Source organism: Leifsonia poae (genome assembly GCF_027921845.1).
Lineage (GTDB): Bacteria > Actinomycetota > Actinomycetes > Actinomycetales > Microbacteriaceae > Leifsonia > Leifsonia poae.
On the sequence record NZ_BSEN01000002.1, the window covers coordinates 21,258 to 48,252 of the forward strand.

Genomic DNA, 26,995 nt, shown 5'->3' on the forward strand with positions numbered 1-26,995 from the left:
GGCGCGCATCGGTGGCGATCCGGTCAGCTGCGGGCCGCATCCCGGCGGTAGCGCCACACGATGAACAGCCCGAGCACGAGCGTCCAGCCGAGCAGCACCACGGCCGGGGTGAGGATGTCGCCACTCACGTGCGCGCCCATCTGCCCGATGCGGTTCAGCCAGTACGACGGCACCACCTGCGCCACGTCCGCCACCCAGGCCGGGAAGATCTGCAGCGGGATCCAGAGTCCGCCGAGCACCGCCATCCCCATGAACACCGCCATGAAGAGCGGCTGGGCGTACTCCGGCTTGGCAAACTGACCGATCAGGATGCCGATCAACGCGAACGGGATGACACCGCACCACAGCCCGAGGCCGGCCATCAGCCAGTTCATGAACGGCAGGTCCGAGTGGTAAAGGATGCCAGAGACGCTGAAGATCACCAGGATCGACACCAGCCCCATCAGCATGGCGGTGATGAGCTTCGACAGCAGGTAGCCGGTCCCGCTCAGCGGGGTGATGCGCAGCTGACGATTCCAGCCGATCGACCGTTCGGTGACGATGTTGAAGGCCTGCGAGAGCGCCGCCATCATCCCGCCGTAGCCGGCCACCTGGATGGTCGTGACGACGATCCACGGCAGCTTGGTCACGCTGTCGAACTGCCCGTTGCCACCGAAGGTGCCGCCGAATGCGAACAGCATCACGAGGGGGACGGCGAGCGTGAAGATCATCGCTCTGGCGTTCTTGATCTGGCGCAGGGACTCGAGTCCGAGGTAGGCGATGCTCATCGCGTGGCTCCGTTCGCAAGGGTGGTCTCCGGGACCGCGGTGGTCGCGGGGGCCGGGGTGTCGTCGGCGGCGGCGGCGAGTGCCGCCGTCTGGTCGTCCGAGGTCGCCAGAGCGGCGGATCCCTCGGTGAGCGCGAGGAACGCGTCGTCCATGGTGTGGGCGGTCACCTCGATGTCGTGGATGTCGTCGTGCGTCGCGAGCAGCGACCGGAGGGTGGCATCCGAATCGTCGCTGACGATCGTGAACTGGTCGCCGCGGTGATCGAGGGAACGCACCCCCGGCAGCCGCAGCAGGGACTCCTCGACGGCAGCCGACCAGGCGAACTCGGCGCTCGCCCGGATGCGGCGCCCCGAGACGACGGCTTTGACCTCGTTCGGGGTGCCGTCGGCGACGATCCGCCCCTTGCTGAGCATCACGATCCGGTCGGCGTAGGCGTCGGCCTCGTCGAGGTAGTGCGTGGCGAACACCACGGTGCGCCCCTCGTCGGTGAACTCCCGCATCGACTGCCAGAACGTGCGGCGGGCCTCCACGTCCATCGCGGCGGTCGGCTCGTCGAGGAAGAGCAGGTCGGGGTTGGAGACCACGGCGACCGCGAAGCGGGCCCGCTGCATCTGGCCGCCCGAGAGCTTGCTCACCTTCTGGCGCGCGATCTCGGTGCAGCGCGCGCGCTCGAGCGCCTCGGCGACGCTCAGCGGATGCCGGTGTGCCGAGGCGACGAGCGCGACGGACTGCGCGACGGTCAGAGTGGGCAACAGGGCGCCGCCCTGGAGCATCGCCCCCACCCGTCCGGCCTCGATGGCGGAACGCGGCTGCTCCCCGAAGAGCGCGGCGGTGCCGGCCGTCGGATGCGCGAGCCCGAGCGCAAGGTCGATGGTCGTGGACTTGCCGGCGCCGTTGGGGCCGAGCAGGGCGACGACCTCGCCGGGCTGGATGGTGAGGCTCACCCCGTTGACGGCCTGCAGCGAGCCGAAGGACTTCCGCAGGTCGGTGAGCTGGATGGCAGGTGTCTGATTCACCTTCTCAGCGTGCCCGGATGCGCCGCCCGGCACTCAGAGCGTCCGTCAGGTTTCCGGGGTGACATTTGTCATGGCCGGGCCGCCTGGGAGGATCGTGCCTTTTCGCACGACGCGCCCGGTGGGTCGTGCGAATGCGCACGGTTCGAACGGTGGCGCTAGGTCGCGGCGTTGCGCGAGCCGCCGAACCGCACGAGGCCGACGACGCCGAGGATGCCGCCCGCCGTGAGCAGCGCGGCACCGAGCATCAGGATGAAGTCGTTGCCGACGTTCGCGGCCGGCGCGCTGCCCGTCGGGTCGGCTGCCGGCAGCACGGAGTCGTGGCCCGTTCCCGAACCGCCGACGGATGCGCCCGGAAGGGTCGCCGACGGCGCGGTCGCAGCGGCGACGCCGGGGAGCGACACCGTCGCGCCCGCCGTCGCCACGTCCGTCGTCGCCCGCTGCAGCAGTACGAAGAACGAAGCAGCCGGTGCTCCGGCGGGGCGCGTCGCCAGGGGGACGGTGACGGTCGCGGAGCGCTGCCCGTCCGCCAGCGTCGCGGTCACGCGGGTCGCCGTATACTCCTTTCCGGCGCGAGCCGTCCCGTCTGCGGTGACGACGTCGACGGAGGCGGTGCCGGCGGCGCTCGCCCGGTTCACGGTGATCGTCGCGCGACGTGCATCCGAAGCGACCGGCGCAGCCGAGACCGACAATGGGCCCGCCGCCCCGGTCACGGTGAGGTCGCCGGCGGCGTGCGATGGACGCAGGTCAGAGCCCGCGGGCGGCACGAACGTCGCCTCGATGGTGTGGTTTCCAGCCGTCGGCGCAGCGAGCTCGGTGCGCGTGATCCCCTGCTCGTCGACCTCCACCTCGACCGCACGGCCGGCATCGACACGGAACTCGACGTGTCCGGTCGATGGTGCGCTCAGCTGCATCCGGGAGACCGCGGCCGTCACGCTGACGAGCCCGCCGGGGGCGACCGTCGACGGTGCTGACAGGGCGACGGTGGTGACCGTCGAGCACGCGGGCGCCGAGCCGTCGAGGAGTGCGCTCGCGCCGCCGAGCTGCCAGGTCGCGGGCGGCGCTCCCGCGTCCAGCGTCAGTGACCACACGCCGTGATGCTCGCCGGGGGCGAAGGTCTCCGGCTGGCCGCGGTCGGCGACGCCCGGCACGAGCGCGTTCGTGGTTCCGCCGGCGGTCAGCTTCACGGGCGAGGTGGCTGTGCTGCGGTAGCCGAGGATCAGCGTCCGTGCGGTGAACGGGTCACCACCGGTGCCGCCCGCGCCGTCGATCGCGGCGTCGGCGCGGCAGTCGACGAAGGGCGTCACCGGCGGGGCGGAGGTCGGCGACGCGCTCGGAGTGGTCACGGGCGCGGTAGTCGCGGGAGCTGGCGAAGATGCGGACGACGAGGACGGCGAGCTCGGCATGGCCGCCGCAGCGACCGCCTGACCGAGGATCGACACGCCGGACACGGCGAGGACGATGCTCGCACCGGCGATCCCGAAGGCCGCGCGGAGGCTGGCGTTCGGACGTGTCACAGCGGCAACTCTAGCCGCTGGGGGCCGACGGGCGCGTCTACCCGTTAGGGTGACGCGCCGCGCGGCCCGCGCTGGTCAGAAGGAGCCGCCTCCGCCGTCGCCGCCACCGCCTCCGTCGCCGCCGAAGAAGCCGCCGCCGCCGATGTCGCCGCCGCCACCGAAGCCGCCGGAGAAGAAACCGCCACCACCGGCGTCTCCGCCGCTGGCGTCACCTCCGCCACCGCCGCCACCCCAGTCGCCGCCACCGCCGCCGCCGAAGAAGCCGCCACCACCGCCACCGCCCCGCAGCACGGAGTCGATCAGGATGCCGCCGAGCACGGCTCCGAAGATGCCGCTGCCGTTGCCACCACCGCCGCGGCCGTAGCCGCCACGGCCGCCGAACATTCCGCCCGCGCCAGACGAGAACCCGTTCACGTCCGAGTCGGCGAGCTGGATGGCCTCGGCCGCGAGCTGGTCGGCGCGCTGGGCATTCGGGAGAGCAGCGCCCGGATCGCTCGTCGCGGTGGACTGCGCGAGCGCCAGCAGGCGCGACGCCTCGGCGAGACGCGTCCGCGCCTCCGCGCCGACGGCGCCCCTGCGAGCCGCGATGAAGTCGGTGGCGGCCGCGATGCGGCTCTGAGCCGAGGCGAGCGTCTGCCCCAGGGAGGCGGCCGCGCGCTGGTCCTGCGCCTGCTTCGTGCGCACCGCGTTCAGCACGCCGTCGATCTCCCGATTGGCGAGTTCGAGCTTCTGCAGCAGTTCCCGCGGATTCACCTGCGGACCGCTCAAGCGGGACTGCACATCGGTGACGGCACTCTGAGCGGTGCCCTGCGCGGTCATGATGGCACCGCTCGGGTCGCCCGCCGCCGCGAGCGCCCTGGCATCCGCGATGTCGCGCTGCAGGTCGGCGACGAGTTCGTCCACCCGGGCGCGCGCCGCCGCCAGATCGGTGCCGACGCGGTCGACCGCGTCGAGAAGGAGCCCGGACTGACTGATCGCCGCTTCGGCCGCGCGCACGCTCACCGCGGCCTGGCTCGTGGAACCGGCCGCGGCCTTCGCCTCCGCGTCGGCGAGCGCCGTCTCCGCGAACGTCAGCCGCTCCTCGGCCTGGGTCGCGTTGTCGCGCACGGTGGCCAGAGGAGCATCCGAATAGTCGGAGGTGAGGCGCGCCAGCGTCGTGCGGGTCTGGTCGAGGCGCACCCGCACGGCGGCGATTCCCGAACGCAGCGCTGAGACCCGGCCGGGGATGTCGGCGGCCAGCGATCGCAGCTCGGCGAACGCCGCGGCCTGCTCGTCGAGGAGCTTGCTCGCCTCCGCCGACCCGTGGATGATCGCGCTGTTCCAGTCCCGGCGCTCCTGGTCGGTGTCGGGAACGGCGTCGTCGAGCTTCTGCTTGAGGCCGAAGGCGTCCTTCAGCTTCGCCTTGGCCGCCTCGAGAGCCACGGCGAACGGCCGGGCGGCCTCCTCACCGTATTGGGCGACCGCGAAGTCGAGTTCCTGAGCACTCGACTGCAGCGCGTCATCCGTGCGGACGAGCGCGCTGCCCGCGCGGCGCTCGAGCTCGTCGAGCGGGAGCGTCTGCAGCTCGTCGACCGGCGGCGGTGGCGGGGCCGCTGCACGCGCCGCCTCGGCCTCGGCCTTCCGTCGCCGCCCCGCGCGCACGAAGACCAGCACGATCACCCCGACGATGACGAGCAGGATGACGACCAGTGCGATCCCGAGACCGGTGAGGAACCCTGACGATCCGGACGATCCGTCCCCGGCCGTCCCTCCGGTGCCGGAGCCCCCGGAACCGTTGTCGCTCCCACCGCCGTTCGACGTAAGGGCGTCGCTGATGCCGGATGCCGCAGCGACGCCGGCCCCGGCCCAGTCGTCGGCCTTCAGCTTCGGCTCGATCTGGTTCTTCTCGATGCTCGTCAGCTGTGCGTTGTCGAGCGGTCCCGCGGTGTCACCCGAGAAGTAGTAGTACCGGCTCTCGATCGCGACGGAGAGCAGGTAGTCGTTCGACGTCAGGTGGTTCTGCTCCGCGGTGGTGAGCGCCCAGGAACGGGCATCCGATGGCGAGGTGAACGTGTCGACGTAGACGACGTACAGGTTGACGCCGTGCTGGTCGGCCAGAGCCTTCGCAGCGTTCTCGACCGCGGACGTGTCGCCCTTCAGTGCGCCCGCGTCGTCGACGACATGCGTCGATCCAAAGGTTACCGGCGACTGCGCGTACGCGGCAGTCGCTCCCCCGATGGCCGTGATGGCCAGGCCCGCCGCAATGACCCCCGCGACGATCGCCTTTCGTATGTGCATCGTTCCGCCACCCTCAGCTGGTCCGTCAGGCTCTCATTGTAAGGAGCGCGACAGGCTGGATGAGGGAGAGGAGGTCAGTTCACAGAGAGCGGCAGCAGTTCCCGGCCGGCGTCAGGAGGCGTACGACCCGATGAGCCGCACGGCGCCGCCGTCGACCCCCTTCGCGCCCTGCTCGAACCCGGCGAGGTCGCGGGACGACAGCGAGACCGTGCCGACGCTCCATGCGGGGATTCCGTCGGCGGCGATGGCCGCGATCACGCCGGCGGCCGCTTCGGGAGCGACGACGGCGAACATCCCGATGCCGAGGTTCCAGGTCCCCTCGCTCGACTCGAGCGTCGAACCGGCCAGGTCGCTCAGAACCCGGAACACCGGGCTCGGCGACCAGGAGCCGCGATCGACCTCGACCCACGAGCCGACCGGGAGCACGCGCGCGAGGTTGGCTGCGATGCCGCCACCGGTCACGTGGCTGAGGGAGTGGATGGCGCCGCCGAGCGACGGATCGCCGAGCACATTGAGCAGGGGGGTCGTGTAGAGGCGGGTCGGCTCGAGCAGCGTCTCGCCCACCTGGCCGCCGAAGTCGTCGAGCCGGTCGGTGAACGCGATGTCGTTCTTCGCCAGGATGTGGCGCACGAGCGAGAACCCGTTCGAGTGCAGGCCCGAGGAGGCGAGGGCGATGACGACGTCTCCGTCGCGCACGCGGTCGGCGCCGAGCACCGCATCCGCTTCGACGGCTCCGACGGCCGCACCGGCCACGTCGTAGTCGTCGGGACCGAGGAGCCCGGGGTGCTCGGCGGTCTCGCCGCCGACGAGCGCCGTGCCGGTCGCCTCGCACGCACGGGCGATGCCGGCGACGATGTCGGCGATGCGGTTGGGGACGACCTTGCCGCACGCGATGTAGTCGGTCATGAACAGGGGCTTGGCGCCCACCACGACGATGTCGTCGACGACCATCCCGACCAGGTCCTGGCCGATCGTGTCGTGCTTGTCGATGGCCTGGGCGATCGCGACCTTGGTGCCGACGCCGTCGGTGCTGGTGGCGAGCAGCGGGCGCTCGAAGGACTTCAGGAACGAGACGTCGAACAGGCCGGCGAATCCACCGACCCCGCCGAGCACCTCGGCGCCGTGGGTGCGGGAGACGGCCGATTTCATCAGCTCGACGGCGAGGTCGCCGGCAGCCGTGTCGACACCGGCCTCGGCATAGGAGGCGGAGGAGGATGCGTGCTGTTCGGTCACCGGTTAAGAGTACCGGGCGCGGCGAGCGCGCTACTCCGCGCGGCCTGCGTCCCCGAAGCCGGCCTGACCCTGCACCAGCACTTCGAACTCCGAATCCGGCCCTGGGTCGCATCCGTCGGCCGCGGCGACACCCTCGGCCGGCGATTCCGCGCCACCCGGGCGCTCGAGCAGATTCTTGCCCAGGTGATGCGCATCCGGCAGCTCGATCGGGTACACGCCGGTGAAGCACGCCGTGCACAGACGCTCGCGCGGCTGCTCGGTCGAGACGATCATGCCCTCTTCGGAGAGGTAGCCGAGGCTGTCGGCGCCGATCGACTGGCGCACCTCGTCGACGCCGAGTCCGGTGGCGATGAGCTCGGCGCGCGAGGCGAAGTCGATGCCGTAGAAGCACGGCCACGTGATGGGCGGGCTCGAGATCCGCACGTGCACCTCGGCGGCGCCGGCCTCACGCAGCATCGACACGAGCGCGCGCTGGGTGTTGCCGCGCACGATCGAGTCGTCGACCACGATGAGGCGCTTGCCCTTGATGACCTCTTTCAGCGGGTTCAGCTTGAGCTTGATTCCGCGCTGGCGGATGGTCTGCGACGGCTGGATGAACGTGCGGCCGACATAGGAGTTCTTGACGAGACCCTGACCGAACGGGATGCCGGAGGCCTGCGCGTAGCCGATGGCCGCCGGGGTTCCGGATTCGGGGGTCGGGATGACGAGGTCGGCTTCCACCGGGTGCTCGCCGGCCAGCTGACGCCCCATCTCGACGCGGGCCTCGTACACGCCGCGGCCCGCGATGGTGGTGTCGGGACGGGCGAGGTAGACGTACTCGAAGACGCAGCCGGCGCGCTTCTCCGGAGCGAACTTCTGGCTGCGGAGGCCGTTCTCATCGATCGCGATCAGCTCGCCGGGCTCGACCTCGCGCACGAAGCTGGCGCCGACGATGTCGAGCGCTGCGGTCTCCGATGCGACGACCCAGCCGCGCTCGAGCCGGCCGAGTACCAGCGGACGCACGCCCTGCGGATCCCGGGCGGCGTAGAGGGTGTGCTCGTCCATGTAGACGAGGCAGTATGCGCCGCGCAGCCGGGGCAGCACCTCGAGCGACGTCGCTTCGAGGGTGTGGTCGAGATCGCCGGTGAGCAGCGCGGTGACGACGGCCGTGTCGGTGGTGTTGCCGCGCGAGAGCTCGCCGTCGAGCTCGGGATAGCGCTCGTGCACGAGCTGCATGAGCTCGGCCGTGTTGGTCAGGTTGCCGTTGTGGCCGAGGGCGACGGTGCCGCTCGACGTGCGGCCGAGAGTGGGCTGCGCGTTCTGCCAGCTGGAGGCGCCGGTGGTGGAGTAGCGCGTGTGCCCGACGGCGATGTGGCCGGGCAGGGAGTTGAGCGCGTTCTCGTTGAAGACCTGCGAGACGAGACCCATGTCTTTGTAGATGAGGATCTTCGAGCCGTCGCTGGTGGCGATGCCCGCGGACTCCTGGCCGCGGTGCTGCAGCGCGTAGAGCCCGAAGTAGCTGAGCTTGGCGACCTCTTCGCCGGGAGCCCAGACGCCGAAGACACCACAGGCATCCTGTGGCCCCTTCTCGCCCGGAAGTAGATCGTGACTGAGAAGACCGTCGCCTCCGGACAAACCGGAACCCCCTTTATTCGGGAAGATTATTCCTCGATGGATTTGCGGGTATCGGATGCTCCGTCGATCTCGGAAGGATCACCGTCTGCGACGGCCTCCTCCGGATCCTCGGGATGCACCGTCAGTCTATCGGCCGTGACGGTGCGCGCTCGGCGCGTCGTCGAACGGTCGACGAGCAGGGCGACGACCGCCCCGATCGTCACTCCCACGGCCACCCCGATCGCCAGCAGGAAGCCGAAGACGGCGCCGCGGTCGTAGGTGGGGTTCTCCGGGAAGGCGAACGTGAGGATGAGGGCGACGATCGCGAACAGGATGGCGCCGGCCAGCATGAAGCGGAAGTACCGCGGCGACCGCTGCACGACCACCGAGCTCTCGGTGACCGTTGCGTTCTCGTCGGGGTTGTCGCTCATGGAGTCCATTGTCCCTTAATCAAGCTGTGAGCGATCCCGCGGGCCGCAGGTCAGGCGCGACCTCGGGCCAGGAGGGACCGCGGGTCCGGAGGGACCGCGGGTCAGGAGAGGCCGCCGACGCGCAGCGGGAGCAGTCCCTCGAGATCGGCGCGCTGGCCCGACGCGTGCACGGCGCCTCCCGCCATCGCCTCCCGCCAGGTCAGGCCGCCGGTCGCGAGGCCGAGCCAGGTCGCCGCATCCATCTCGACGACGTTGGGCGGGGTGCCGCGCGTGTGCCGCGGGCCCGGGATGCACTGCACGGCGCCGAACGGTGGCACGCGCACCTCGACCGTGTTGCCCGGGGCACGCTCGGCCAGCAGCTGCAGCAGATAGCGCACGGCCATCGCGGTGGTATTGCGGTCGGCCCCGCCGGCGAGCGCCCCCCGCACGGCCGGCTCGCCCTCGGCATCCTGAATCTTCGCCTTGGCCATCTCCACATTCTGGCATCGGCTGCCGTTCTCCACCGGTTCTGGGACGAGCGGGACCGACACCGGGCGGTCCTCTAGCATTGGTCGCGTGAAGATTCTGGTGCTGGGTTCGGGCGCGCGTGAGCACGCCATCATCACGTCGCTGCTGAGCGAAGAGGTTCAGCACGAGATCGTGGCCGCGCCGGGCAACGCCGGAATCGCGCGCGACGTCGCGGTCGAGACCGATCTCGACCCGCTGAACGGCGAGGCGGTCACCGCGTACGCCATCGAGAACGGCATCGAGCTGGTCGTCATCGGGCCGGAGGCACCGCTGGTCGCCGGCGTCGCCGACCCGCTGCGCACCCGCGGCATACCGGTGTTCGGCCCCGGCAAGGTCGCCGCCCAGCTCGAGGGCTCCAAGACGTTCGCCAAGCGCGTGATGGACGCCGCCGGCGTTCCGACCGGCCGCGCCGTCCGCGCGGCGACGCTGGTCGAGGCCGAGGAGGCGCTCGACACCTTCGGCGCCCCCTACGTCGTGAAGGCCGACGGCCTCGCCGCCGGCAAGGGTGTGCTCGTCACAGAAGACCGCGAGGCCGCCGTCGAGCACGCCACCCACTGGCTCTCGCACGGGCACGTGCTCGTCGAGGAGTTCCTCGACGGCCAGGAGGTCTCGCTCTTCCTAGTGAGCGACGGGCACAACGTGCTCCCCCTCGCGCCTGCGCAGGATTACAAGCGCCTGCTCGACGGCGACGCGGGCCCCAACACCGGCGGCATGGGCGCATACTCCCCGCTCCCCTGGCTGCCCGAGACCTTCATCGACGAGGTGATCGACACGATCGCGCTGCCGACCGTACGGCAGCTCGCCAAAGAGCAGAACCCGTTCATCGGGCTGCTCTACTGCGGCCTCATCCTGACGAGCCGGGGCATCCGGGTCATCGAGTTCAACGCCCGCTTCGGCGACCCCGAGACGCAGGTCGTGCTCCCGCGGCTCGTCACCCCGCTCTCCGAACTGCTCTTCGGCGCCGCGACCGGCGCTCTCGCGGGCGTCAAGCGCCCCGAGTTCGCCCTCGATGTCGCCGTCACGGTCGTGCTCGCGAGCGAGGGCTACCCGGAGGCACCGGAGACCGGCCGCCCGATCGTGGGGCTCGAGGCGGCCGAGGCCGTTCCCGAGGTCACCATCGCGCACGCCGCGACCGCGCTCGACGAGCAGACGGGGGCGCTACTCGCCACCGGCGGCCGCGTGCTCAGTGTCGTCGCCCGCGGAACGACCTTCGCCGAGGCGCGGTCCCGCGCCTACCAGGCGGTCGACGCGATCGAGCTCGAGGGCGCTCAGTACCGCACCGACATCGCGGCGCGCGTCGCCGACTGAGGCGCGCCTCCGTCGCCCGGCGCACCCGGCCGAGTGGGGCGTGCCGCCTACGCCTGGCGCATGGCTCGATCGGCCGGATCAGCCAGGATGAGCCGGGATCAGCCGAGCAGCCGCTCCACGAACGCATTGCGGAAGCGGCCATCCGGATCGTACGCGTGCACGAGATCGCGGAACTCCGCCAGCCTCGGATACAGGCCGGGCACCACGTGGTCGCGGTCGAGATAGAGCTTGCCCCAGTGCGGGCGGGCGCCGAGCGGCAGCAGCGCCCCTTCGAGCGCGGGCAGCACCGCCTCGACGGCCGGCTGGTCGCGGAACCACGTGAAGTGCAGGCCGACCGCATCCGTTCCCTGGGCGGACGACAACCACAGCTCGTCCGCCGCCACCGTGCGGATCTCGCTGATCTGCAGCACCGGAGCGATGAGCGGAGCGAGACGACGGACAGCCTCGATCGCTTCGACCGCGCGCGCCCGCGGCACCAGGTACTCCGACTGGATCTCCTCGCCGTTCGAGGGCGTGAATTCGAACCGGAAGTGCGGCAGGCGTTCGTTCCACGGGCCGGCGACACCGAGCTGCTCGGTGGTGTTGCGGACATCCATCGTCGGGATCATGTGCCGTGGAGCGGTCAGCGCCCTCGCACCGAAGAAGTCGTCGCCGATCGTGCTCGAGACGTCCGCGCGCTCTTTGAGCCACGCGAGACCGACCGTCGGCTCGTCCCAGGTGGTGAAGAGCGAGACGCTGTACGCCGCAGAGGTGACGTCGTCGAAGCGGCCGGTCACGGCATCCCACGGGAGGTTCTCGAACAGGCGCTGAGACGCATCGAACGTCGGCACGATGTCGAGCGTGACTTCGACCACCACGCCGAGCGCACCGAGCGAGACGACGGCTCCGTCGAACCCGGCGTCGCCGCGGGCGATGTCGACGAGTTCGCTGTCGGCACGGAGGATGCGCAGCGCGCGAACGGCGGTGGCGAGGTTGCCGTTGCGGTCGCCCGAACCGTGCGTCGCCGTTGCGATCGCACCGGCGACCGAGATGTGCGGAAGGGACGCGAGGTTGTGCAGGGCCCAGCCCGACTCCTGCAGTTGCCGGGCGAGGTCGCCGTAGCGGGTGCCACCGCCGACGGTCACCGTGCGGGCATCCGCGTCGATCTGCACGGTGGACGGGAGGGACGCCGTGCTCACGAGCAGCCGGTCGTCGTCCGCGAGGTCGTTAAAGGAGTGGCGGCTGCCGAGGGCGCGGACGGAAGGCGAGCCGGCGATCAGCTCCCGCAGCTCATCGATCGACGACGGCTGCGCGATACGCGCCGCGCGGTACTCGTAGTTGCCTGCCCAGTTGCGCTCGCCCACCGCGGTCTCCTTCGAACCTGTGCTGCCTGCCGAGGCGCCGGGACCGTCGTCACCGAGCATCCGGATCGCCTCTCGTCTGACAAGTCTCGCAGATGATGTGAACGTGCACATAGCCGTGCTGCCGGATGTCTCGCAGTGCGTCGGGCCGGCGGCCCGGATGCTCGCGACGGGTGCCCGCACACCCCCGCCACCTCTCTATACGGTGCGTGATGCCGCTGATAGCGTGGCGCGTGCGGCATCGTGGCCGCATGGGGAGAGGGGGGCCCAGATGACCGATTTCGAGTACGGTCCGGCCGAATTCATCGTGGCGCAGTTCGCGGGAGACCGGCCGTCGCCCGGGGTCGTCCAGGCGATCCTCGACCTGGTGGATACGGGCACGGTGCGCCTGCTCGATCTGCTGTTCGTGTCCCGTGCGCCGAGCGGAGAAGTGCAGGTCTCCGAGTTCGAAGACGTCGGCGACGAGTTCGGCTTCGCGAGCATCACGCTCGAGGCCAGCGGTCTCGCCGGCGCCGAAGACGTCGACGACATCACCGAACTCATCGAACCCGGAACCTCCGGCGCCATCCTGGTGCTCGAGCACATCTGGGCAAAGGACCTCGCCAACCGTTTCTTCGCGGCCGGCGGCAGCGTCGTGCACGCCGAGCGCATTCCCGCTCCGGTCGTCAACGCCGTGCTTGCCGAAGCCGCCGACTGAATCAGCCCACCCACCACCGGCGCCGAGGCCCGTCAATCGGGGCCCAGGCCCGTCAACTCGAGGAGCACACTATGCCGTTCATCCGCCGGTTCGGCCGTCCGGGACTTCTCGGGCTCGCCGCGCGCACCGCCGTCGTCGCCGGAACCGCCACTGCGGTCAGCGGTGGGATGCGAGCCCACCAGCAGCAGAAGGCCGAGGAGCAGTACGAGGCCGAGCAGTACCAGGCTCAGCAGCAGCAGGCGCAGATGCAGGCGGCCGCCCAGCAGGCAGCCGCTCAGCAGGCAGCGTTCCCGCAGGTGCCCGCGGCCGCGCCCGCACCGTCACCCGCTGCAGCCGGGAGCGGCTCGGATCTCATGGCGCAGATCGAGCAGCTGGCCGCCCTGCATGCGCAGGGCATCCTGACCGACGCCGAGTTCAGCGCCGCGAAGACGAAGCTTCTGGCCTGAGTCCCTCCGCCGCCTCGCGGTAGCCGGGATGCCCGTCCGGGCCGATCGTCGCACCCCCGGCGAGTTTGGCGAGCAGCCGCGACAGCACGACGCTCTCGTCCTGGTCGAGAGGCGCGAGCACCTCCGCCTGATGCGCCTCCGCGATCACGCGCAGCCGGCCGAGTAGTTCGGTGCCTGCCGCCGTGAGCTGCAACTGGTAGTTGCGACGATCGTGCGGGCTGCGTGAGCGCTCGACGAATCCTCGCCGTTCGAGCTCATCGACCAGCGCGACGAGGCGGCTCGGCACCGTTCCGAGTCTGGTCGCGAGCTCGCGCTGGCTGATGCCGGGGTCACGGCCCAGCACCCGGATGGCGCCCGCGTCGCGAGGCGTCAGCCCCAGCTCGGCGACCCGCTGCGCGAAGCGATCGGCTGCGTCGGCGCCGAGCTGCGTGAGCAGAAAGGCGGTGCGCGGGCTGGGCCGATCGGGTCGGGAGGCGCTGGCGTCGGTCACGGGTCCAGAATACCCGTTGCGAAGAATGATTACAATGTGTAATCATTACTTCCATGAACGCTATGACATCCTCCGGCGTCACGCCCGAAAAGACTCGGCGGCGCTCGGGCGGCCCTCACCTGGGAGCCCTCGCCATCGTCACCGCCGGCCTCGTCGCCCTCGGGCTGATCCTCGGCGTCGTCCTCTCCGGCGGCACCGGTTTCGTCTCGCCCTTCGCGGGAAGCGAGGCGGTCGCCGCCTACGCTCAGAGCGACTGGCTGAGCATCCGGATCAGCGCCATGATCCAATTCGGCTCGGCCGTGCCGCTCGGCATCCTCGCCGCCACCGCGTGGGCCCGCCTGCAGCGCCTGGGGGTCCGTGTCCCCGGCCCCGGCATCGGATTCTTCGGCGGCATCACCGCCTCGCTGCTGCTCATGGTCTCGGCATTCGCGAGCTACGTGCTCAGCCGGCCGGAAGTCAGCTCCGACCCCTCGGTCGCGCTGGCATTGTCGTTCCTGGCGTTCGTGACGGGCGGTGTCGGCTACGCCACGGGACTCGGGCTCCTGCTCGCCGGAATCGCGGTGCCGTCGCTGATCCTGCACCTGCTGCCGCGCTGGCTGAGCTGGACGGGGCTCGTCATCGCCGCGCTCGCCGAGCTCAGCTTCCTGTCGCTCGCGATCGAGCCGCTGCAGTTCCTGCTCCCGATCGGACGCTTCGGCGGACTGCTCTGGCTGATCGCCGCCGGCTTCCTGCTGCCCACCGATCGCCGCGAGGTCCGGGATCGCGACGGCGCACCGAACGCGAGTGTCGCGCAGGCAGGCGACCCCTCATGAACGGCAGCGCCGTCGTGCTCGGCGGCGCCCTCGTCCTCGGCGCCAACGGGCTGATCGGCAACGCGATCTGCCGGCTGCTGGGCGCCGACGGGCTCACCCTGATCCCCGCCGGCCGCGATACCGCCGCTCTCGAACGGCTAGCCGATGACCTCCGCGCAGCGGGCATCCGATGCCCCGAGGTGCTGACCGTCGACGCGACTGACGACGACGCCGTCGAGCACGCGGTCGCGCGTGCCGCCGGCATCGCCGACCTCACCGTCGCCGTCAACAACATCGGCCGCGGTCACCGACCGTCCCCGTTGACGGCGATGGCGTTCGACGAGTTCGACGCCGTGGTGGCCGTGACGTTCCGGGCCGTCGCCGTCGCATTGCGGGCCGAGCTCCGGGCGATGACGGAGGTCGACGGACCCCGCGCGATCGTGAACGTCGCGTCGAGTGCCGGCACCAGCGGGGCGCCCGGCATGTCGGCGTACGCGGCGGCCAAGCATGCGGTCATCGGGCTGACCAGAACGGCGGCCATCGACGAGGCGCGCCACGGCATCCGGGTCAACGCGGTCGCTCCCGGCCCGATCGAGTCCGGCCCGATCATGGCGCAGGATGCGGCGGTGCGCGAGCAGGTCGGCCAATACATGCCGATGGGCCGGATGGGCCGCGCCGACGAGGTCGCCGAGGCCGTGCGGTGGATGGCCTCGCCCGCGTCGTCGTACGTGACGGGGACGGTGCTGGCGGTCGACGGAGGCAAGGCCGCCTGAGCGCCTGCCCGTACGATGGACGCGTGACTACCTCTCCCGCTCTGCCCGACTGGTCGCACGTGTACTCCGGCAAGGTGCGCGACCTCTACGTGCCGTCCTCCGCCACCGGGCTGGACGACACCGACGCCGTGCTCGTGGTGGCGAGCGACCGGGTGAGCGCGTTCGACCATGTGCTCGAGCCGGGCATCCCGGCCAAGGGCGAGTTGCTGACCACCCTCAGCCTCTGGTGGTTCGACCAGCTGACCGAGGTGCCGAACCACCTGATCCCGGATCACCGTCTCGTCGGCGACCGCGTGGTCGAAGACATCCCGGATGCCGTGGCCGGCCGCTCGATGCTGGTGAAGCCGCTCGACATGTTCCCGATCGAGTGCGTGGTGCGCGGCTACCTCACCGGCAGCGGCTGGGCCGAGTACCAGCAGACCCAGAGCGTGTGCGGGGTCGCGCTTCCTGCCGGGCTGCAGAACGGCGACCGTCTGCCGGAGGCGATCTACACGCCGGCGTGGAAGGCACCGCTCGGCGAGCACGACGAGAACATCAGTTTCGAGCGCACGGTCGAGCTCGTCGGCGCCGACGTCGCCGAGGAACTCCGCCGACTGTCGCTGCTGGTCTACGAGCGCGGCGCGGCCATCGCCGAGAAGCATGGCGTGATCATCGCCGACACCAAGTTCGAGTTCGGCGCCGACCGCTCGTCGGGCGAGATCACACTGGCCGACGAGGTGCTGACGAGCGATTCGAGCCGCTACTGGGATGCGCGGGTCCACGCCACGGCCACGAGCCCGGGCGAGCGGATGGCCAGCTTCGACAAGCAGATCGTCCGCGACTGGCTGGCGGCCAACTGGGACAAGACGGGGACCCCGCCCGCGCTGCCGGCCGACATCGTCGAGCGCACGGCCGCCCGCTACCGGGAGCTGCTGGAGCGCCTGACCGGCGACTGAAGCGCGCCGGGGGCGTCGGGAGTCACGCCGACCGCCGCCGCCCTGGCATCCAGGCGCCCGCCGATCGCCCGGAGCGCCGCGAGGATCGTCACCAGATCCACCAGCTCCTGGATGATCGCCCCTGCCGTGGCCGGGATCACGCCGAACGCCGCGATCACCATCAGCACGACCGACACGCCGATGCCCAGCCAGATGCTCTGCAGCGCGATCCGCACCGTGTCACGCCCGAACTCGACGGCCTTCGCCGTGCGAGCGATGTCATCCACCAGGATCACGGCGTCCGCCGACTCGCTCGCGGCCGTCGCGCCCTTCGCTCCCATCGCGATTCCGACATCCGCCGCCGCCAGCACCGGAGCGTCGTTGACCCCGTCGCCGACCATGATCACCGGCCGTTCCGTGATCGCGGCCACCTCCGCGACCTTGTCGGCGGGAAGGCATTCGGCTCGCACGCGCCCGATGCCCAGTTCGGCGGCGATGTGCTCGGCCGTCTCGTGCGCGTCGCCGGTCAGCATCATGGTCCGGGTGACGCCGAGTGATCCGAGGCGATCGAGGGTCGCCTTCGCGTTGGCGCGCAGGTGGTCGCTAGCGAGCACCGCTCCCGCGTAGCGCCCGTTCATGGCCACGTAGATCGCGAGTTCTCCGGGTGCGATGGCGGTTCTGCGGGCATCCGGCGCGTGCTCGGCGACGAACGCGAACTTGCCCACCACCACGTCGCTGCCGCCGAAGTGCGCGACCACGCCGTTGGTCGCCGCCTCCTCCGCCGAGTCGGCCTCGTGCAGGGTGAGCCCGCGTTCCCGGGCCGCCGCGATCATCGATGCGGCCAGTACGTGCGACGAGTACTGCTCGGCGCTGGCGACCGCGACCAGCAGCTGCTCGGGACTGAGCGGCTTGACCGGCCGCAGCTCGGTCAGGGCGGGGGCGCCGTAGGTCAGGGTTCCCGTTTTGTCGAACACCGCCGTCTTGGCGCGGGCGAGCTGCTCGAGCACGCCGCCGCTCTTCACGATGATCCCGTTGCGGGCGGCTCGGCTCATGCCGCCGATGAACGCGACCGGCGCGGCGATCAGCAGCGGGCACGGCGTCGCGAGAACGAGAACCTCCGCGAACCGAACGGGGTCGCCGCTCAGCCACCAGGCGAGAGCACCGAGCGCGAGGGAGAAGACGGTGAAGGGGACCGCATACCGGTCGGCCAGTCGCACGACCGGGGCCTTGCTCTGCGCGGCATGCTCGACAAGGACGACGATCTGCTGGAACTGACTGTCGCCCGCGGTCTTCGTGGCGCGGATCTCGACGGCCTGGCGCCCGTTCACGGCACCGCTCAGCAGGACGTCGCCTACGACGCGCTCCACCGGAACGCTCTCCCCCGTGATGGACGACTCGTCGAGTGTCGTCTCGGGCGAGAGCAGCGTGCCGTCCACGGGGACGATCTCCGACGGCCGCACCAGCAGCACGTCGCCCGTCTTGACCTCGCCGATCGGGATGTCGCGGTAGCCGCCGCCGACCGCGTGATGTGCGACCTGCGGGGAGCGCGTGAGCAGCGCATCCAGCTCGCGTTTCGCCCGCTGGTTCGCGTAGTCCTCGAGCGCTTCTCCGCCGGTCAGCATCAGGACGACCAGCAGGGCCGCCACGTATTCGCCGACGAGAACCGTGGCGACGATCGCGGTCACGGCCAGGATGTCGAGGCCGAACTCGCGATGCAGCATCGCCCTGACCATGCCGACCGCCTGCCAGGCCGCGACGGCGAGGGCGTACGCGCTGAAGGTCCACTGCACGAGCCAGCCCACCCCGCTGAGCGCGAGCACGATGCCGAGCAGTCCCACCAGGATGGTCAGCGTGACCATCCAGTAGCGGCGGGCGAGACCGAGGATGCGGGTCATCCGGCCAGTCTTACGGATGCCGCCGCGGTAGCAACGGGGCGCGCCGCTCCCTCCGCTGACGGCCGCCCACATCGAGTCCGGGAAGAATCACGCTGAACGGGTCGAAATCGGTACTTCTCCCGGACTCGATTCGACCAGCAGGTAGGGTGCGGCTATGCGCACGAGCGAGACCCCGGATGCCCGCCGACGGCACATCGGAGAAGCGGTGTGGCGCATCATCCGGCGTGACGGCATCTCGGCGGTCAGCACCCGCGCGGTCGCGGCCGAGGCCGACATGGCGCTCGGCTCACTGCGCCACTATTTTCCGCGCCAGTCCGACGTGCTGGCGTTCGCGATGCAGCTCGTGGTCGATCGCACCGCGCGCCGCATCGAGCACCTCACCGCGACCGCGCGTGACGGTGCACCGGATGCGCAACTCGTGCTCGAGCAGTACCTGCCGCTCGACGACGAGCGCCGGGAGGAGATGGAGGTGTGGCTCGCGTTCGTCGGGGCCACCCTCGCCGATGAAGAGCTGGAGCCCGCAAAACGAGCGTGGGACGACGGGATGCTCGCCGTCGTTCGGCAGGTGGTCGCTTCCGTCTCGCGTCCCGGCACGTCGAGCGCCGCGCTCGATCTCGCCGCCGACCGGCTCCGCGCGCTGATCGATGGGCTCGCCGCCCACCTCGTCGGCAGGCATCCGGCACTCGACGGCGGGCGCGCCCGCGCGATCGTCGCCGACGAACTCGCGCGGCTCGGCGCTAGCCGGTGAACGGCTTCGAGCAGGTGACCTGACCGGCGGTCTGGCCGTGCACATCCGACGGGAGCTCGACAGACTGCGCTTGCGTCGCCGGGGGCTGTGTCGCTGGCGGCTGCGTCGCCGGGGGCTGCGTCGCTGGCGGCTGCGTGGCCGGGGGCTGCGTCGCCGGGGGCTGCGTTGCCGGGGAGTCGGGCGCGGTCTCGGATCCGACGCCGGTGTCGCCGGTCAACGCGATCGGCTTGTCGGCGGCGAGCGCCGTCATCAGGGTCTCCGCCGCATCCTCGGTCGGCTCGACGCCGCCGCCGCCCTTCACGTAATGGTTCGGATACTGCACGAAGACGACCTTGTTCAGGTCGATGTTGCGCAGGGCCGCGGCGATCGAGACGATCGTCGTGAGATTGCTGAGGCTCTCGGAGAGCTTGATGTTCTTCACCGCAGCGCGCGCCAACCCGTAGACCTTCACCGGATTGGTCAGCGTGTCCGAACTCTTGATCGTGCGCACCAGCGACGACAGGAACACCTGCTGGTTGCTGATCCGGCCGAGGTCCGACCCGTCGCCGACACCGTGCCGCGTGCGGAGGAACGCCAGCGCCTGCGCGCCCTGCAACGTGTTCTGACCGGCTTTGATGTTCAGGCCCGTCATGTCGTCCGAGATGTCGCCCCCGGCGCAGACGGGCACGCCGCCCACCGCGTTCGACATCTCGATGACGCCGTCGAACTCGATCACCCCGGCATACGGGATGGTCAGACCGGTCAGCTTCTCGACCGTGAGGACGGTGCACGCGAGCCCGCCGTAGCTGAGCGTGTTGTTGATCTTCTGCCGGCTCATCGCGCTGTAGCTTCCTTTGCCGTCCTCAGTCGGGCAGGACGGGATGGGCACGAACATGTCGCGCGGGAAGCTGACGACGGTCGCGTTCTTGTGGTCCGCGGAGACATGCAAGAGCATCGTCACGTCGTTGAGCACTTCGCCGCGCGAGCCGTAGGCCTTGTTGCCTCCGCCACTGTCGCTGCCGGCGAGCAGCACGTTGAACCCGCCGCTGATCGCACCGACCTCCGGAATCGGGGGGATGACGTTTCCCTTGGCGTCCACGAGCTTGACGGCCGGCTTCACGCTGGAGGTGACGTTCCACAAGGCGTAGGCGGAGAGCGAGACGCTGGAGACGACCGCTACGGCGGCGAGGGATCCGATGATCGAGAGCACGAACGGCAGAGCGCGTCGCTTCCGCAGCCGGCCATGCCGTGCGATTCCTGGGGCGCCGGTGTTCCGCGGGCGCACGTCGGCCAGCGCGCGCTCGTCCGTCAACGCACCCTCGTCGGGAGACCCACCCTTGTCGGGAGACGCGGTGCCGCCCATCGTCGGACGGTCCCCGGACGTCACGCGTCCCTCAGGCGTCGATCCTGCTTCCACCACTCCCCCTCCATCACGGGTTTCCGGCTGCGTCAGACGCCAGCCAGATCACAGTAGCGGCACCGGCCTCTTCCGCACCGTCATGGGGGCGCATCCGGTTCGCGTGTCCGGGTCGCGCATCCGAAATATATGCGTTCGCATGGGCGTTGGTGAAGGTATGACCGAGCTCCTCCCCGCCGACTCCGCCATGGGCGCCGTGACCTTGCGCGTCGCCGACCTCGACGGGATGACCGCGTACTACCGCGATGCCGTGACCCTCGATGTGCTGGCCCAGGCCGGCGGCAGCACGATCCTCGGCCGCGGTTCGACGCCGGTGGTGATCCTCGAGCACGCGCCAGAACTGCGTCATGCAGCGCCGCACGAGGCGGGTCTGTTCCACACCGCGGTGCTCTTCGATTCCGAGGAGGCGCTCGCGGCAGCGGTGTATTCGGTGGCGACGCGAGCACCGGGCACGTTCACCGGCAGCGCCGACCACCTGGTGAGCAAAGCGTTCTACTTCACCGACCCCGAAGGCAACGGCGTCGAGCTCTACTGGGATCGCGACCGCACGACGTGGAGCTGGACGCACGGCCAGGTCGAGATGGGCACGCTGTACCTCGACCCGAACGACTTCCTGCGCGAGCACCTCACCGATCGTGGCGCCGCGCTGGCGACGGCGGGCGCTCCCGGCGGCGGTTCGCCCTTCGGCTCGGCCGTGGTCGGGCACGTGCACCTCTCCGTCGGCGATGTCGCATCCGCCCGCGAGTTCTACGTGGACCGGCTCGGGTTCGCAACGACGGCCGCGCTCGGCGACCAGGCGCTGTTTGTGAGCGCCGGCGGCTACCACCACCACATGGCGATGAACACCTGGAACAGCCGCGGCGCCGGCCGCCGGCAGCTCGCCCTGGGTCTCGGCCAGGTGGAGATCCACGTCCCGCAGGCGGACGATCTCGGCGAGCTCAGCGAGCGGATGCGGCACTACGGCATCGAGGCGCGCGACGACGGCCGCTCGGTCACCTTCGACGACCCGTGGGCGAACGTCGTGCGCGCCGTGGTCGCGACCTCCTGACCGCAGGCCCCTAAGTCGCATCGACTCGGCGCGTGCGGGTGTGCGTGCGTGCGGGAACGACGGAAGCCCCGGCCGAGTCGGCCGGGGCTTCCGTGGTCAAGGCGTGACGTCGGCGCTAGTCGGTTGCCGTCGTCGGGGCAGGAGCGGCGTGCAGCCCGTGCGGCGGCTCCTGGTCGGGAGCGAGGTCGGTGACGGGGGGAACGTCGGCGGCGTGCGAGCCGTGCGGCACCGCATCCACCGGCACCGGAGCCGCATGCGAACCGTGCGTCGCCGCAGCGGTCCCGGCCTCGGTCGCGACCGACTCGACCGGCGCACCAGCGCCCACCGGCACGGGCTCCGACCCGGCGACCGGCGCACCGGCTCCGGCAGGAGCATCCTGCGCCTTCGCTGCGTTCGGACCCCACGCGGGCGGCTTCGGCTTCTGCCAGAACGCCACGATGATCGCGCCGAGGAAGGCGACGGCCGCCGGCAGGAGCAGCGATTCCGACATCGCCTGCGTGAAGCCCGCATGCAGGAACTCGGGCAGCTCGGTACCGCCGACGACGGACCCCGCACTACCGGATGCGCCACCGGGCGCCTTGGGCAGGTCGACCGCGAGGCGGCCCGAGATGAGGGCCGCGATCGACGCCGAACCGAGCACCGCACCGACCTGGCGCGTCGTGTTGAACACGCCGGAGCCGGCCCCGGCCTGGTTGATCGGAAGGTTGCGCGTGGCTGTCGTCGAAATCGGACCCCACACTCCGGACATCGCGATGCCGAGCAGGGCGCTCGGAGCGAGCAGCCACCAGATCGACACATCCGGGGTCAGGAGACGCGAGAACCAGAACAGCGCGACGGCGAAGAGCACGAGGCCCGTCGTCGCGAAGTAGCGCGGGTTCACCCGGTCGATCATCTTTCCGACGAACGGAGCGAGCACGCCGGAGAACACGGCGGTCGGAGCGAGCATCAGCGCCGACTCGGTCGGGGTGAGGCCGCGGACCGTCTGGAAGTAGAACACCAGGGGCAGCGACATGCAGGTCACGGCGAAGCCGACCGTGGTGATGGCACCGTTCGACAGGGAGAAGTTGCGGTCGCGGAAGAGCTTCAGCGGAAGCAGCGGCTCCTTCTTGTTGTAGGCCTGCCAGACGACGAACCCGATGAGCACGACGATGCCGGAGATGATGAGTCCCCAGACGGTGATCGGCCCGGCGATGACGCCCCAGTCGTACGTGCTTCCCTCCTGGATGCCGAACACCAGCAGGAACATGCCGACGGCGCTCAGCACGACGCCGAGGATGTCGAAGCTGTGCGAGTGCGTCGGGAGCTTCGGCACGAGACGCATCGCGAGCACGAACGCCACGATTCCGACGGGCACGTTGATGAAGAAGATCCACTCCCAGCCGAGGGCATCGACGAGCACGCCGCCGAGCAGCGGGCCGACCAGCGTCGCGACACCGGCGACGGCACCCCAAAGGCCCATGGCCGCACCGCGGCGGTCGGGCGGGAAGATGCGGGTGATGACCGCCATCGTCTGCGGCGTCATGAGCGCGGCGCCGAGACCCTGCACGACGCGGGCTGCGATGAGCATCCCGATGCCGCCGCCCGGCAGCACGCCGGAGAATCCGCACCAGGCAGAAGCGATCGTGAAGATCACGAGACCGATGAGGTAGAGGTTCTTCGGGCCGAAGCGGTCACCGAGGCGTCCGGTGATCAGCAGCGGAACGGCGTAGGCGAGGAGATAGGCGCTCGTCACCCAGATGACGGCGTTGTAGTCGGTGCCGAGATCCAGGCCCTTCATGATCGCGGGGTTCGCGACCGACACGATGGTCGTGTCGATGAGGATCATGAAGAACCCGATGACCAGGGCCCAGAGGGCCGGCCACGGCTTCAGTTCTTTTTGCATGTGTGTTGTCTCTCTCAGTGGGGCTTCTCCTCGGACCAGGACAGTACGCCTGATTCGAGGTCGTCGATGAGGGCCTCCAGCCAGGTCAGTTCGACCTCGCGGATGGCCCGGATGTATTGGGCGTTGATCCAGTACTTGCGCGGCAGTCGCCTCGCCTCGAGATCCTGGATGCCCTTCTCGATGAGGTCGCGGTCGGCCTGCAGATGGGCGACGCGGGTGCGCAGCAGCTGCACGACCGTCTCGATCGGCAGGTTGTGCGCCTCGCCGAGTCCGAGCGGGAACTCGGGGTACTCGTTGATCGGAGTGCCGAGGATGCCGGCGACCCGCTCGCTCAGCGCCAGGCTCCCCTGTTCGGTGATCTCGTAGGTGGTGCGCTCCGGGCGGTTGCCCTCGCGCTCGGTGCTGATCGCCCGGACCAGCTCCTGCCCGGCGAGCCGGTCGACCGTGTGATAGAGCGAACCCGGGCGCACCTTGACCCAGCGGTCCTCCGAACGCTGGATCAGCGTCTGGTACATCTCGTACGGGTGCATCGCGCGTTCGGCGAGCAGCGCGAGCGCGGCGACGCCGAGGGGCGTGAGAGACGTAGCGGGAGGCATGCGGAGGGGAGTCCTTTTTCGAGGAGGGAGAGGAGCACGGGGCGACGGCGGCCGGCGGCTGGCGGGAGCTGAACTGCTCCCGCTTGATTATTCCACATGGAATATACGGCGCGGACTAGTTCGTTGTCAACCCTCCGACCTGCTTGTTTCCGAGCCTGCCACCCGCCACCGACACCCGTGCCGGCCGCCGCCGGCCGCCCGCCGTCCGCCGGCCGCCATCGAGTTGCGTCAGATGTGCGGTCGGGCGGGTGCGCATCCGCACATTCGACGCAAGTCGCCGCCCGCAGGCGGCGCGGGGGCGGGCGCGGGGCGGCGGCGGCCGGCGACGCCGGGCGACGGCGCGACGGGTCAGCGGCGGCTGCGCCCCAGTTCGGCGAGCTGCTCGGTGAAGAGGCGGGCGCCGCCCTGCGCCGGATGCCGGATCGCCTGCGCAGCGACACCCTCCGCCGCGAGCGCACCCTGCGCCTTGCGCCCCACCGCGACCACGGTCTCGATGCCGAGCGCTCGCACGAGCTCCAGCGCGACCGCCGTGCCCGCGCGGACTTCCGGCGGGCGCGGCGTGCGGTTGGTGAGGGCATCGCCGGCGACGAACGGATGATGCGGGTAGATCGGCCAGGTGACGGGGAGCGGCCCCTCCCACGACGCGAGCGCCGCCCAGACGACACGGCTCGACGCCTCCCACGGAGCCTGCGGGTGCTCCGGCAGCTCCAGCGGACCGATCGCGCGCGTGGCCGGGCCGTCGGGCGCTGCCTCGCGTGCCGACACGAACGGGACGCCGGTGACCGTCATCCCGCGCCAGCCCGGCGCCTCGCCCAGCAGCATGATCGACGCACTGCGCCCGACGCCGTCGAGGTAGCGCCGCAGGTTCCGCGCGCGCATCCGGCCGGCGTCGTCGTCGGCGTACAGGAACTCGGCATCCGACGGCGCGGGCACGGTGGCGAGGCGCGCGAAGAACTCGTCCAACGTGTCGTCCGCCGTGTCACCCACACTCCCAGCATCCCCCACGACCGGATGCCGCCGCCATCGAGTCCGGGAGAAATCATGCTCGCGAGTCGGTAGACCTGATTTCTACCGGACTCGACGCCGGCCGCCCGGACGGACGGACGAGCGGAGAAGCGGCGTCAGCGCGGGCGCAGCGCGACGCGGGGCGAGGCGCCGGTCGAGGCTGCGGCGAGCGCGGCATCCACCTCGGAGAGCGGGAAGGTCTGCCCGACCTGCTCAGCGAACGGATAGCGCGTCCCGCTCTGAGCGAGGAAGCGCACCGCCTGCTCCAGGTGCCGCGGCGCATAGTTGTGCACGCCGCGCACGGTCAGCAGCCGGCGCACCAGCTGGTCCGGATCCACCAGGAGCTCGGGACCGGGAGAGACCGACCCGACGAGCACCAGCACCCCGCCCACGTCGATCGCCGACAACAGCGTGCTCCTCGCGCTCGCGGTGCCCGACAACTCGAGTGCGACGGTCGGAACCGCGCCCCTGCCGCCGGCGCGCACGATCGCGGCGGCCAGCCCGAGAGCGGAGTCCAGGGCGACCCGCGGGTCCGAGACGGCGGCCGCCCCGAACGTGAGCGCCGCATCACGCCGTGCCGGATCGGGGTCGCTCACGACGACGCGCGCCCCGGAGTCCGTGGCCATCGCGACGGCCGTGAGACCGAGCATCCCGGCGCCGGCGATGAGCACGACGGCCCCGTCGAGCGGCGTGATCGCGGATGCGGCTTCGAGCGCGGCCGCGACGGTGGCGGTCGCGCAGGAGGCCGGGGCGAGCACCGCGGCGGCCAGGTCGTCGGGCGCGGGCACCATCGGTGTTCCCGCGAGGATGTGCGCGTGGGTGGCGAAGCCGCCGGAGAGCTCCCAGCCGCGGCGCATCCGCTCGTGCCCGTACTTCTGCAGGTTGGCGCACTTCTGCGGGAGACCTCGGCGGCAGCGGGTGCAGCGGCCGCACGGCACCGCGACCGACCACACGATGCGCTCCCCGAGGGAGATCCGGTGTCCGTCGGTGGAGGTCGCCCCGCCTCGCCCGAGCGCCACGACACGGCCGACCTGCTCGTGCCCGAGCACGAGAGGAGCGGGCGCCTCACGATCACCGGCCACCGTGTGCAGGTCCGACCCGCAGATCGTCGCCAGCTCGATCTCGACCAGGGCATCGCCCGGTGAGAGCCGCACTCCCGGCACGGCGACTGCCTCGTGGCGGTGACCGGCGCCCGGCCACACCATCGCAGTAGCGGATGGGTACACGCTGACCCCTTTGCCGCGCGCCGGAGGCTCGACGATGCGCGGCGTAACCGCCCTGACGGTCACCGGAGGACGTTCACTGGGGGCGCCTGGTGCGCCTGGTGCGCCTGGTACGCGTCGTGCGTCTGGTGCTCGTCGTGCGCCTCGGGCGCCTGGTGCGCCTCGAAGCCGAGCAGCTCGGGAAGGTCCGCGACACTCGGGATGACGGCATCGGCCCCGGCGGCGAACAGAGTGTCCTCGTCGTCGGCGCCGGTGAGCACCCCGACCACGAGCCCGGCGCCGGCCGCGATCCCGGCCACGATGTCGTTCGCGGTGTCACCCACGACGACCATGCCTTCGACGCTGCTCGCGCCCGTGCGCAGCAGCGCCGTGAGCGGCAGATCGGGGTACGGCCGACCGCGCCCCGCCTCGGCCGGAGTCAGCGACACATCCGCCAGATCCTGCCAGCCGAGCTCGTCGAGCACTGCGTCGTGGGTCGACCGCGAGAACTCACTGGTGAACGCGACGCGCACGCCGCTCTCCTTCAGACGGTGGATCAGATCTTCCGCGCCCTGGACGGGACGCAGCCCGATCTCCGCGGCCAGCGCGGCGTAGGCACCCTCGAACTCCGCGTTGGCGTGCTGCGCCTGCTCGTCATCGCGTGCGACCGAGCGGAAGACCGCCAGGGTCGGCTGTCCCGCCGTCTCGCGCAGGTAGTCGAGCGCGTCGGCTCGAGCATCCGGGGTCTCGCCGATCCCCGCTGCGGCGAGTGCCAGCTCGAACGCCCCGTTCAGCACGTCGTCGTCGATCACGGTCGTGCCGGCCAGGCCGAACACGACGAGTTCGAGGTCGACGTCCAGCTCGTCGGCTTCTTCCTCGTCGTCGTCCCAGTCGTCGTCATCGGCGTCGTCAGCCCGCCGGTCGTCGAGGTCGTCGGCGTCGAGATCGCCGAATTCGTCGAGCGGGACGTCATCGTCGAACGTCGCCGCATCGTCGAACTCGGAAGTGATCAGTCCATCGCGCGTCGTCATGGTGCTGCCTTTCTGAGCGGGAGGCATCGTCCCCTGCCGATGCTCTGCCGCAAACGTTGCCTGTGACGTTAGAAGCGCGGTCGGTCCGTAGCAGC

25 protein-coding genes are annotated in these 26,995 nt (G+C 70.7%); 8 read left to right on the forward strand and 17 right to left on the reverse strand.

What is annotated here, in order from left to right; translation table 11 throughout:
* Window positions 1–23: 23 nt before the first annotated feature.
* The 8 genes from PKE84_RS03310 to PKE84_RS03345 form a co-directional block, all read right to left on the reverse strand.
* Entirely contained in the window at window positions 24–767 is a 744-nt protein-coding gene (locus PKE84_RS03310) for an ABC transporter permease (RefSeq protein WP_271175787.1), read from the reverse strand.
* Entirely contained in the window at window positions 764–1,783 is a 1,020-nt protein-coding gene (locus PKE84_RS03315; protein ID WP_271175788.1) for an ABC transporter ATP-binding protein, read from the reverse strand. Before PKE84_RS03315 ends, PKE84_RS03310 begins: the two co-directional genes overlap by 4 nt.
* 155 nt (window positions 1,784–1,938) lie before the next feature.
* Window positions 1,939–3,297 (reverse strand): Calx-beta domain-containing protein, encoded by a 1,359-nt coding sequence (locus tag PKE84_RS03320; RefSeq protein WP_271175789.1) that lies wholly within the window; start codon window positions 3,295–3,297, stop codon window positions 1,939–1,941.
* 75 nt (window positions 3,298–3,372) lie between these two features.
* On the reverse strand, window positions 3,373–5,574 hold the full coding sequence (locus tag PKE84_RS03325; protein ID WP_271175790.1) for a TPM domain-containing protein: 2,202 nt from the start codon (window positions 5,572–5,574) through the stop codon (window positions 3,373–3,375).
* A gap of 111 nt (window positions 5,575–5,685) precedes the next feature.
* A complete protein-coding gene (purM, locus tag PKE84_RS03330) occupies window positions 5,686–6,807 on the reverse strand; it encodes a phosphoribosylformylglycinamidine cyclo-ligase (protein ID WP_271175791.1) in 1,122 nt (373 codons plus the stop codon).
* A 30-nt stretch (window positions 6,808–6,837) separates the two neighbouring features.
* Window positions 6,838–8,421 carry an amidophosphoribosyltransferase gene (gene purF, locus PKE84_RS03335; RefSeq protein WP_271175792.1) on the reverse strand — a complete coding sequence of 528 codons (1,584 nt, stop codon included), beginning with the start codon at window positions 8,419–8,421 and terminating at the stop codon, window positions 6,838–6,840.
* A 26-nt stretch (window positions 8,422–8,447) separates the two neighbouring features.
* Window positions 8,448–8,831, reverse strand: a complete 384-nt coding sequence (locus PKE84_RS03340; RefSeq protein ID WP_271175793.1) for a hypothetical protein — start codon at window positions 8,829–8,831, stop codon at window positions 8,448–8,450.
* Window positions 8,832–8,932: 101 nt separating this feature from the next.
* Entirely contained in the window at window positions 8,933–9,301 is a 369-nt protein-coding gene (locus tag PKE84_RS03345; RefSeq protein ID WP_271175794.1) for a sterol carrier family protein, read from the reverse strand.
* Window positions 9,302–9,386: 85 nt separating this feature from the next.
* Here PKE84_RS03345 and purD point away from each other — a divergent pair, with 85 nt between their 5' ends.
* Window positions 9,387–10,646 carry a phosphoribosylamine--glycine ligase gene (gene purD, locus PKE84_RS03350; protein WP_271175795.1) on the forward strand — a complete coding sequence of 420 codons (1,260 nt, stop codon included), beginning with the start codon at window positions 9,387–9,389 and terminating at the stop codon, window positions 10,644–10,646.
* A 98-nt stretch (window positions 10,647–10,744) separates the two neighbouring features.
* On the opposite strand, the gene PKE84_RS03355 is transcribed toward purD, so the two are convergent.
* Entirely contained in the window at window positions 10,745–12,049 is a 1,305-nt protein-coding gene (locus tag PKE84_RS03355; protein WP_373877108.1) for an FAD-binding protein, read from the reverse strand.
* A 208-nt stretch (window positions 12,050–12,257) separates the two neighbouring features.
* Here PKE84_RS03355 and PKE84_RS03360 point away from each other — a divergent pair, with 208 nt between their 5' ends.
* Both PKE84_RS03360 and PKE84_RS03365 read left to right on the forward strand, forming a co-directional pair.
* A complete protein-coding gene (locus PKE84_RS03360; RefSeq protein ID WP_271175796.1) occupies window positions 12,258–12,683 on the forward strand; it encodes a DUF6325 family protein in 426 nt (141 codons plus the stop codon).
* Window positions 12,684–12,754: 71 nt separating this feature from the next.
* Complete coding sequence (locus PKE84_RS03365) at window positions 12,755–13,129, forward strand: SHOCT domain-containing protein (RefSeq protein WP_271175797.1); 375 nt, start codon at window positions 12,755–12,757, stop codon at window positions 13,127–13,129.
* Here the strand turns inward: PKE84_RS03365 and PKE84_RS03370 are convergent.
* A complete protein-coding gene (locus PKE84_RS03370; RefSeq protein ID WP_271175798.1) occupies window positions 13,098–13,619 on the reverse strand; it encodes a MarR family winged helix-turn-helix transcriptional regulator in 522 nt (173 codons plus the stop codon). The genes PKE84_RS03365 and PKE84_RS03370 overlap by 32 nt on opposite strands.
* A gap of 53 nt (window positions 13,620–13,672) precedes the next feature.
* Here PKE84_RS03370 and PKE84_RS03375 point away from each other — a divergent pair, with 53 nt between their 5' ends.
* From PKE84_RS03375 to PKE84_RS03385, 3 genes are read left to right on the forward strand one after another with little or no spacing between them, the layout of a single operon-like run.
* Window positions 13,673–14,431, forward strand: a complete 759-nt coding sequence (locus PKE84_RS03375) for a hypothetical protein (protein ID WP_271175799.1) — start codon at window positions 13,673–13,675, stop codon at window positions 14,429–14,431.
* The gene (locus tag PKE84_RS03380; RefSeq protein WP_271175800.1) at window positions 14,428–15,183 is read left to right on the forward strand and encodes an SDR family NAD(P)-dependent oxidoreductase; all 756 of its coding nucleotides are present in this window, start codon (window positions 14,428–14,430) and stop codon (window positions 15,181–15,183) included. Before PKE84_RS03375 ends, PKE84_RS03380 begins: the two co-directional genes overlap by 4 nt.
* 23 nt (window positions 15,184–15,206) lie before the next feature.
* Entirely contained in the window at window positions 15,207–16,118 is a 912-nt protein-coding gene (locus tag PKE84_RS03385; RefSeq protein WP_271175801.1) for a phosphoribosylaminoimidazolesuccinocarboxamide synthase, read from the forward strand.
* Here PKE84_RS03385 and PKE84_RS03390 read toward each other — a convergent pair.
* Window positions 16,082–17,992 carry a heavy metal translocating P-type ATPase gene (locus PKE84_RS03390; RefSeq protein WP_271175802.1) on the reverse strand — a complete coding sequence of 637 codons (1,911 nt, stop codon included), beginning with the start codon at window positions 17,990–17,992 and terminating at the stop codon, window positions 16,082–16,084. The two genes, PKE84_RS03385 and PKE84_RS03390, sit on opposite strands and share 37 nt — an antisense overlap.
* 154 nt (window positions 17,993–18,146) lie before the next feature.
* Here PKE84_RS03390 and PKE84_RS03395 point away from each other — a divergent pair, with 154 nt between their 5' ends.
* Window positions 18,147–18,740 (forward strand): TetR/AcrR family transcriptional regulator, encoded by a 594-nt coding sequence (locus tag PKE84_RS03395; RefSeq protein WP_271175803.1) that lies wholly within the window; start codon window positions 18,147–18,149, stop codon window positions 18,738–18,740.
* Here the strand turns inward: PKE84_RS03395 and PKE84_RS03400 are convergent.
* Entirely contained in the window at window positions 18,730–20,139 is a 1,410-nt protein-coding gene (locus PKE84_RS03400) for an LCP family protein (RefSeq protein WP_271175804.1), read from the reverse strand. The genes PKE84_RS03395 and PKE84_RS03400 overlap by 11 nt on opposite strands.
* A gap of 154 nt (window positions 20,140–20,293) precedes the next feature.
* Here PKE84_RS03400 and PKE84_RS03405 point away from each other — a divergent pair, with 154 nt between their 5' ends.
* The gene (locus tag PKE84_RS03405) at window positions 20,294–21,184 is read left to right on the forward strand and encodes a VOC family protein (RefSeq protein WP_271175805.1); all 891 of its coding nucleotides are present in this window, start codon (window positions 20,294–20,296) and stop codon (window positions 21,182–21,184) included.
* 115 nt (window positions 21,185–21,299) lie between these two features.
* Here PKE84_RS03405 and PKE84_RS03410 read toward each other — a convergent pair whose 3' ends face one another.
* From PKE84_RS03410 to PKE84_RS03430, 5 genes are all read right to left on the reverse strand, one after another.
* Window positions 21,300–23,066 carry a DHA2 family efflux MFS transporter permease subunit gene (locus PKE84_RS03410; RefSeq protein ID WP_271175806.1) on the reverse strand — a complete coding sequence of 589 codons (1,767 nt, stop codon included), beginning with the start codon at window positions 23,064–23,066 and terminating at the stop codon, window positions 21,300–21,302.
* Window positions 23,067–23,080: 14 nt separating this feature from the next.
* Window positions 23,081–23,662, reverse strand: coding sequence for a PadR family transcriptional regulator (locus PKE84_RS03415; RefSeq protein WP_271175807.1), 582 nt, complete (start codon window positions 23,660–23,662; stop codon window positions 23,081–23,083).
* Between the two features lie 348 nt (window positions 23,663–24,010).
* Window positions 24,011–24,649 (reverse strand): uracil-DNA glycosylase, encoded by a 639-nt coding sequence (locus PKE84_RS03420; protein WP_271175808.1) that lies wholly within the window; start codon window positions 24,647–24,649, stop codon window positions 24,011–24,013.
* A 134-nt stretch (window positions 24,650–24,783) separates the two neighbouring features.
* Complete coding sequence (locus tag PKE84_RS03425; RefSeq protein ID WP_271175809.1) at window positions 24,784–25,893, reverse strand: zinc-binding dehydrogenase; 1,110 nt, start codon at window positions 25,891–25,893, stop codon at window positions 24,784–24,786.
* 59 nt (window positions 25,894–25,952) lie between these two features.
* Entirely contained in the window at window positions 25,953–26,900 is a 948-nt protein-coding gene (locus PKE84_RS03430) for an HAD family hydrolase (RefSeq protein WP_271175810.1), read from the reverse strand.
* Window positions 26,901–26,995: the final 95 nt, after the last annotated feature.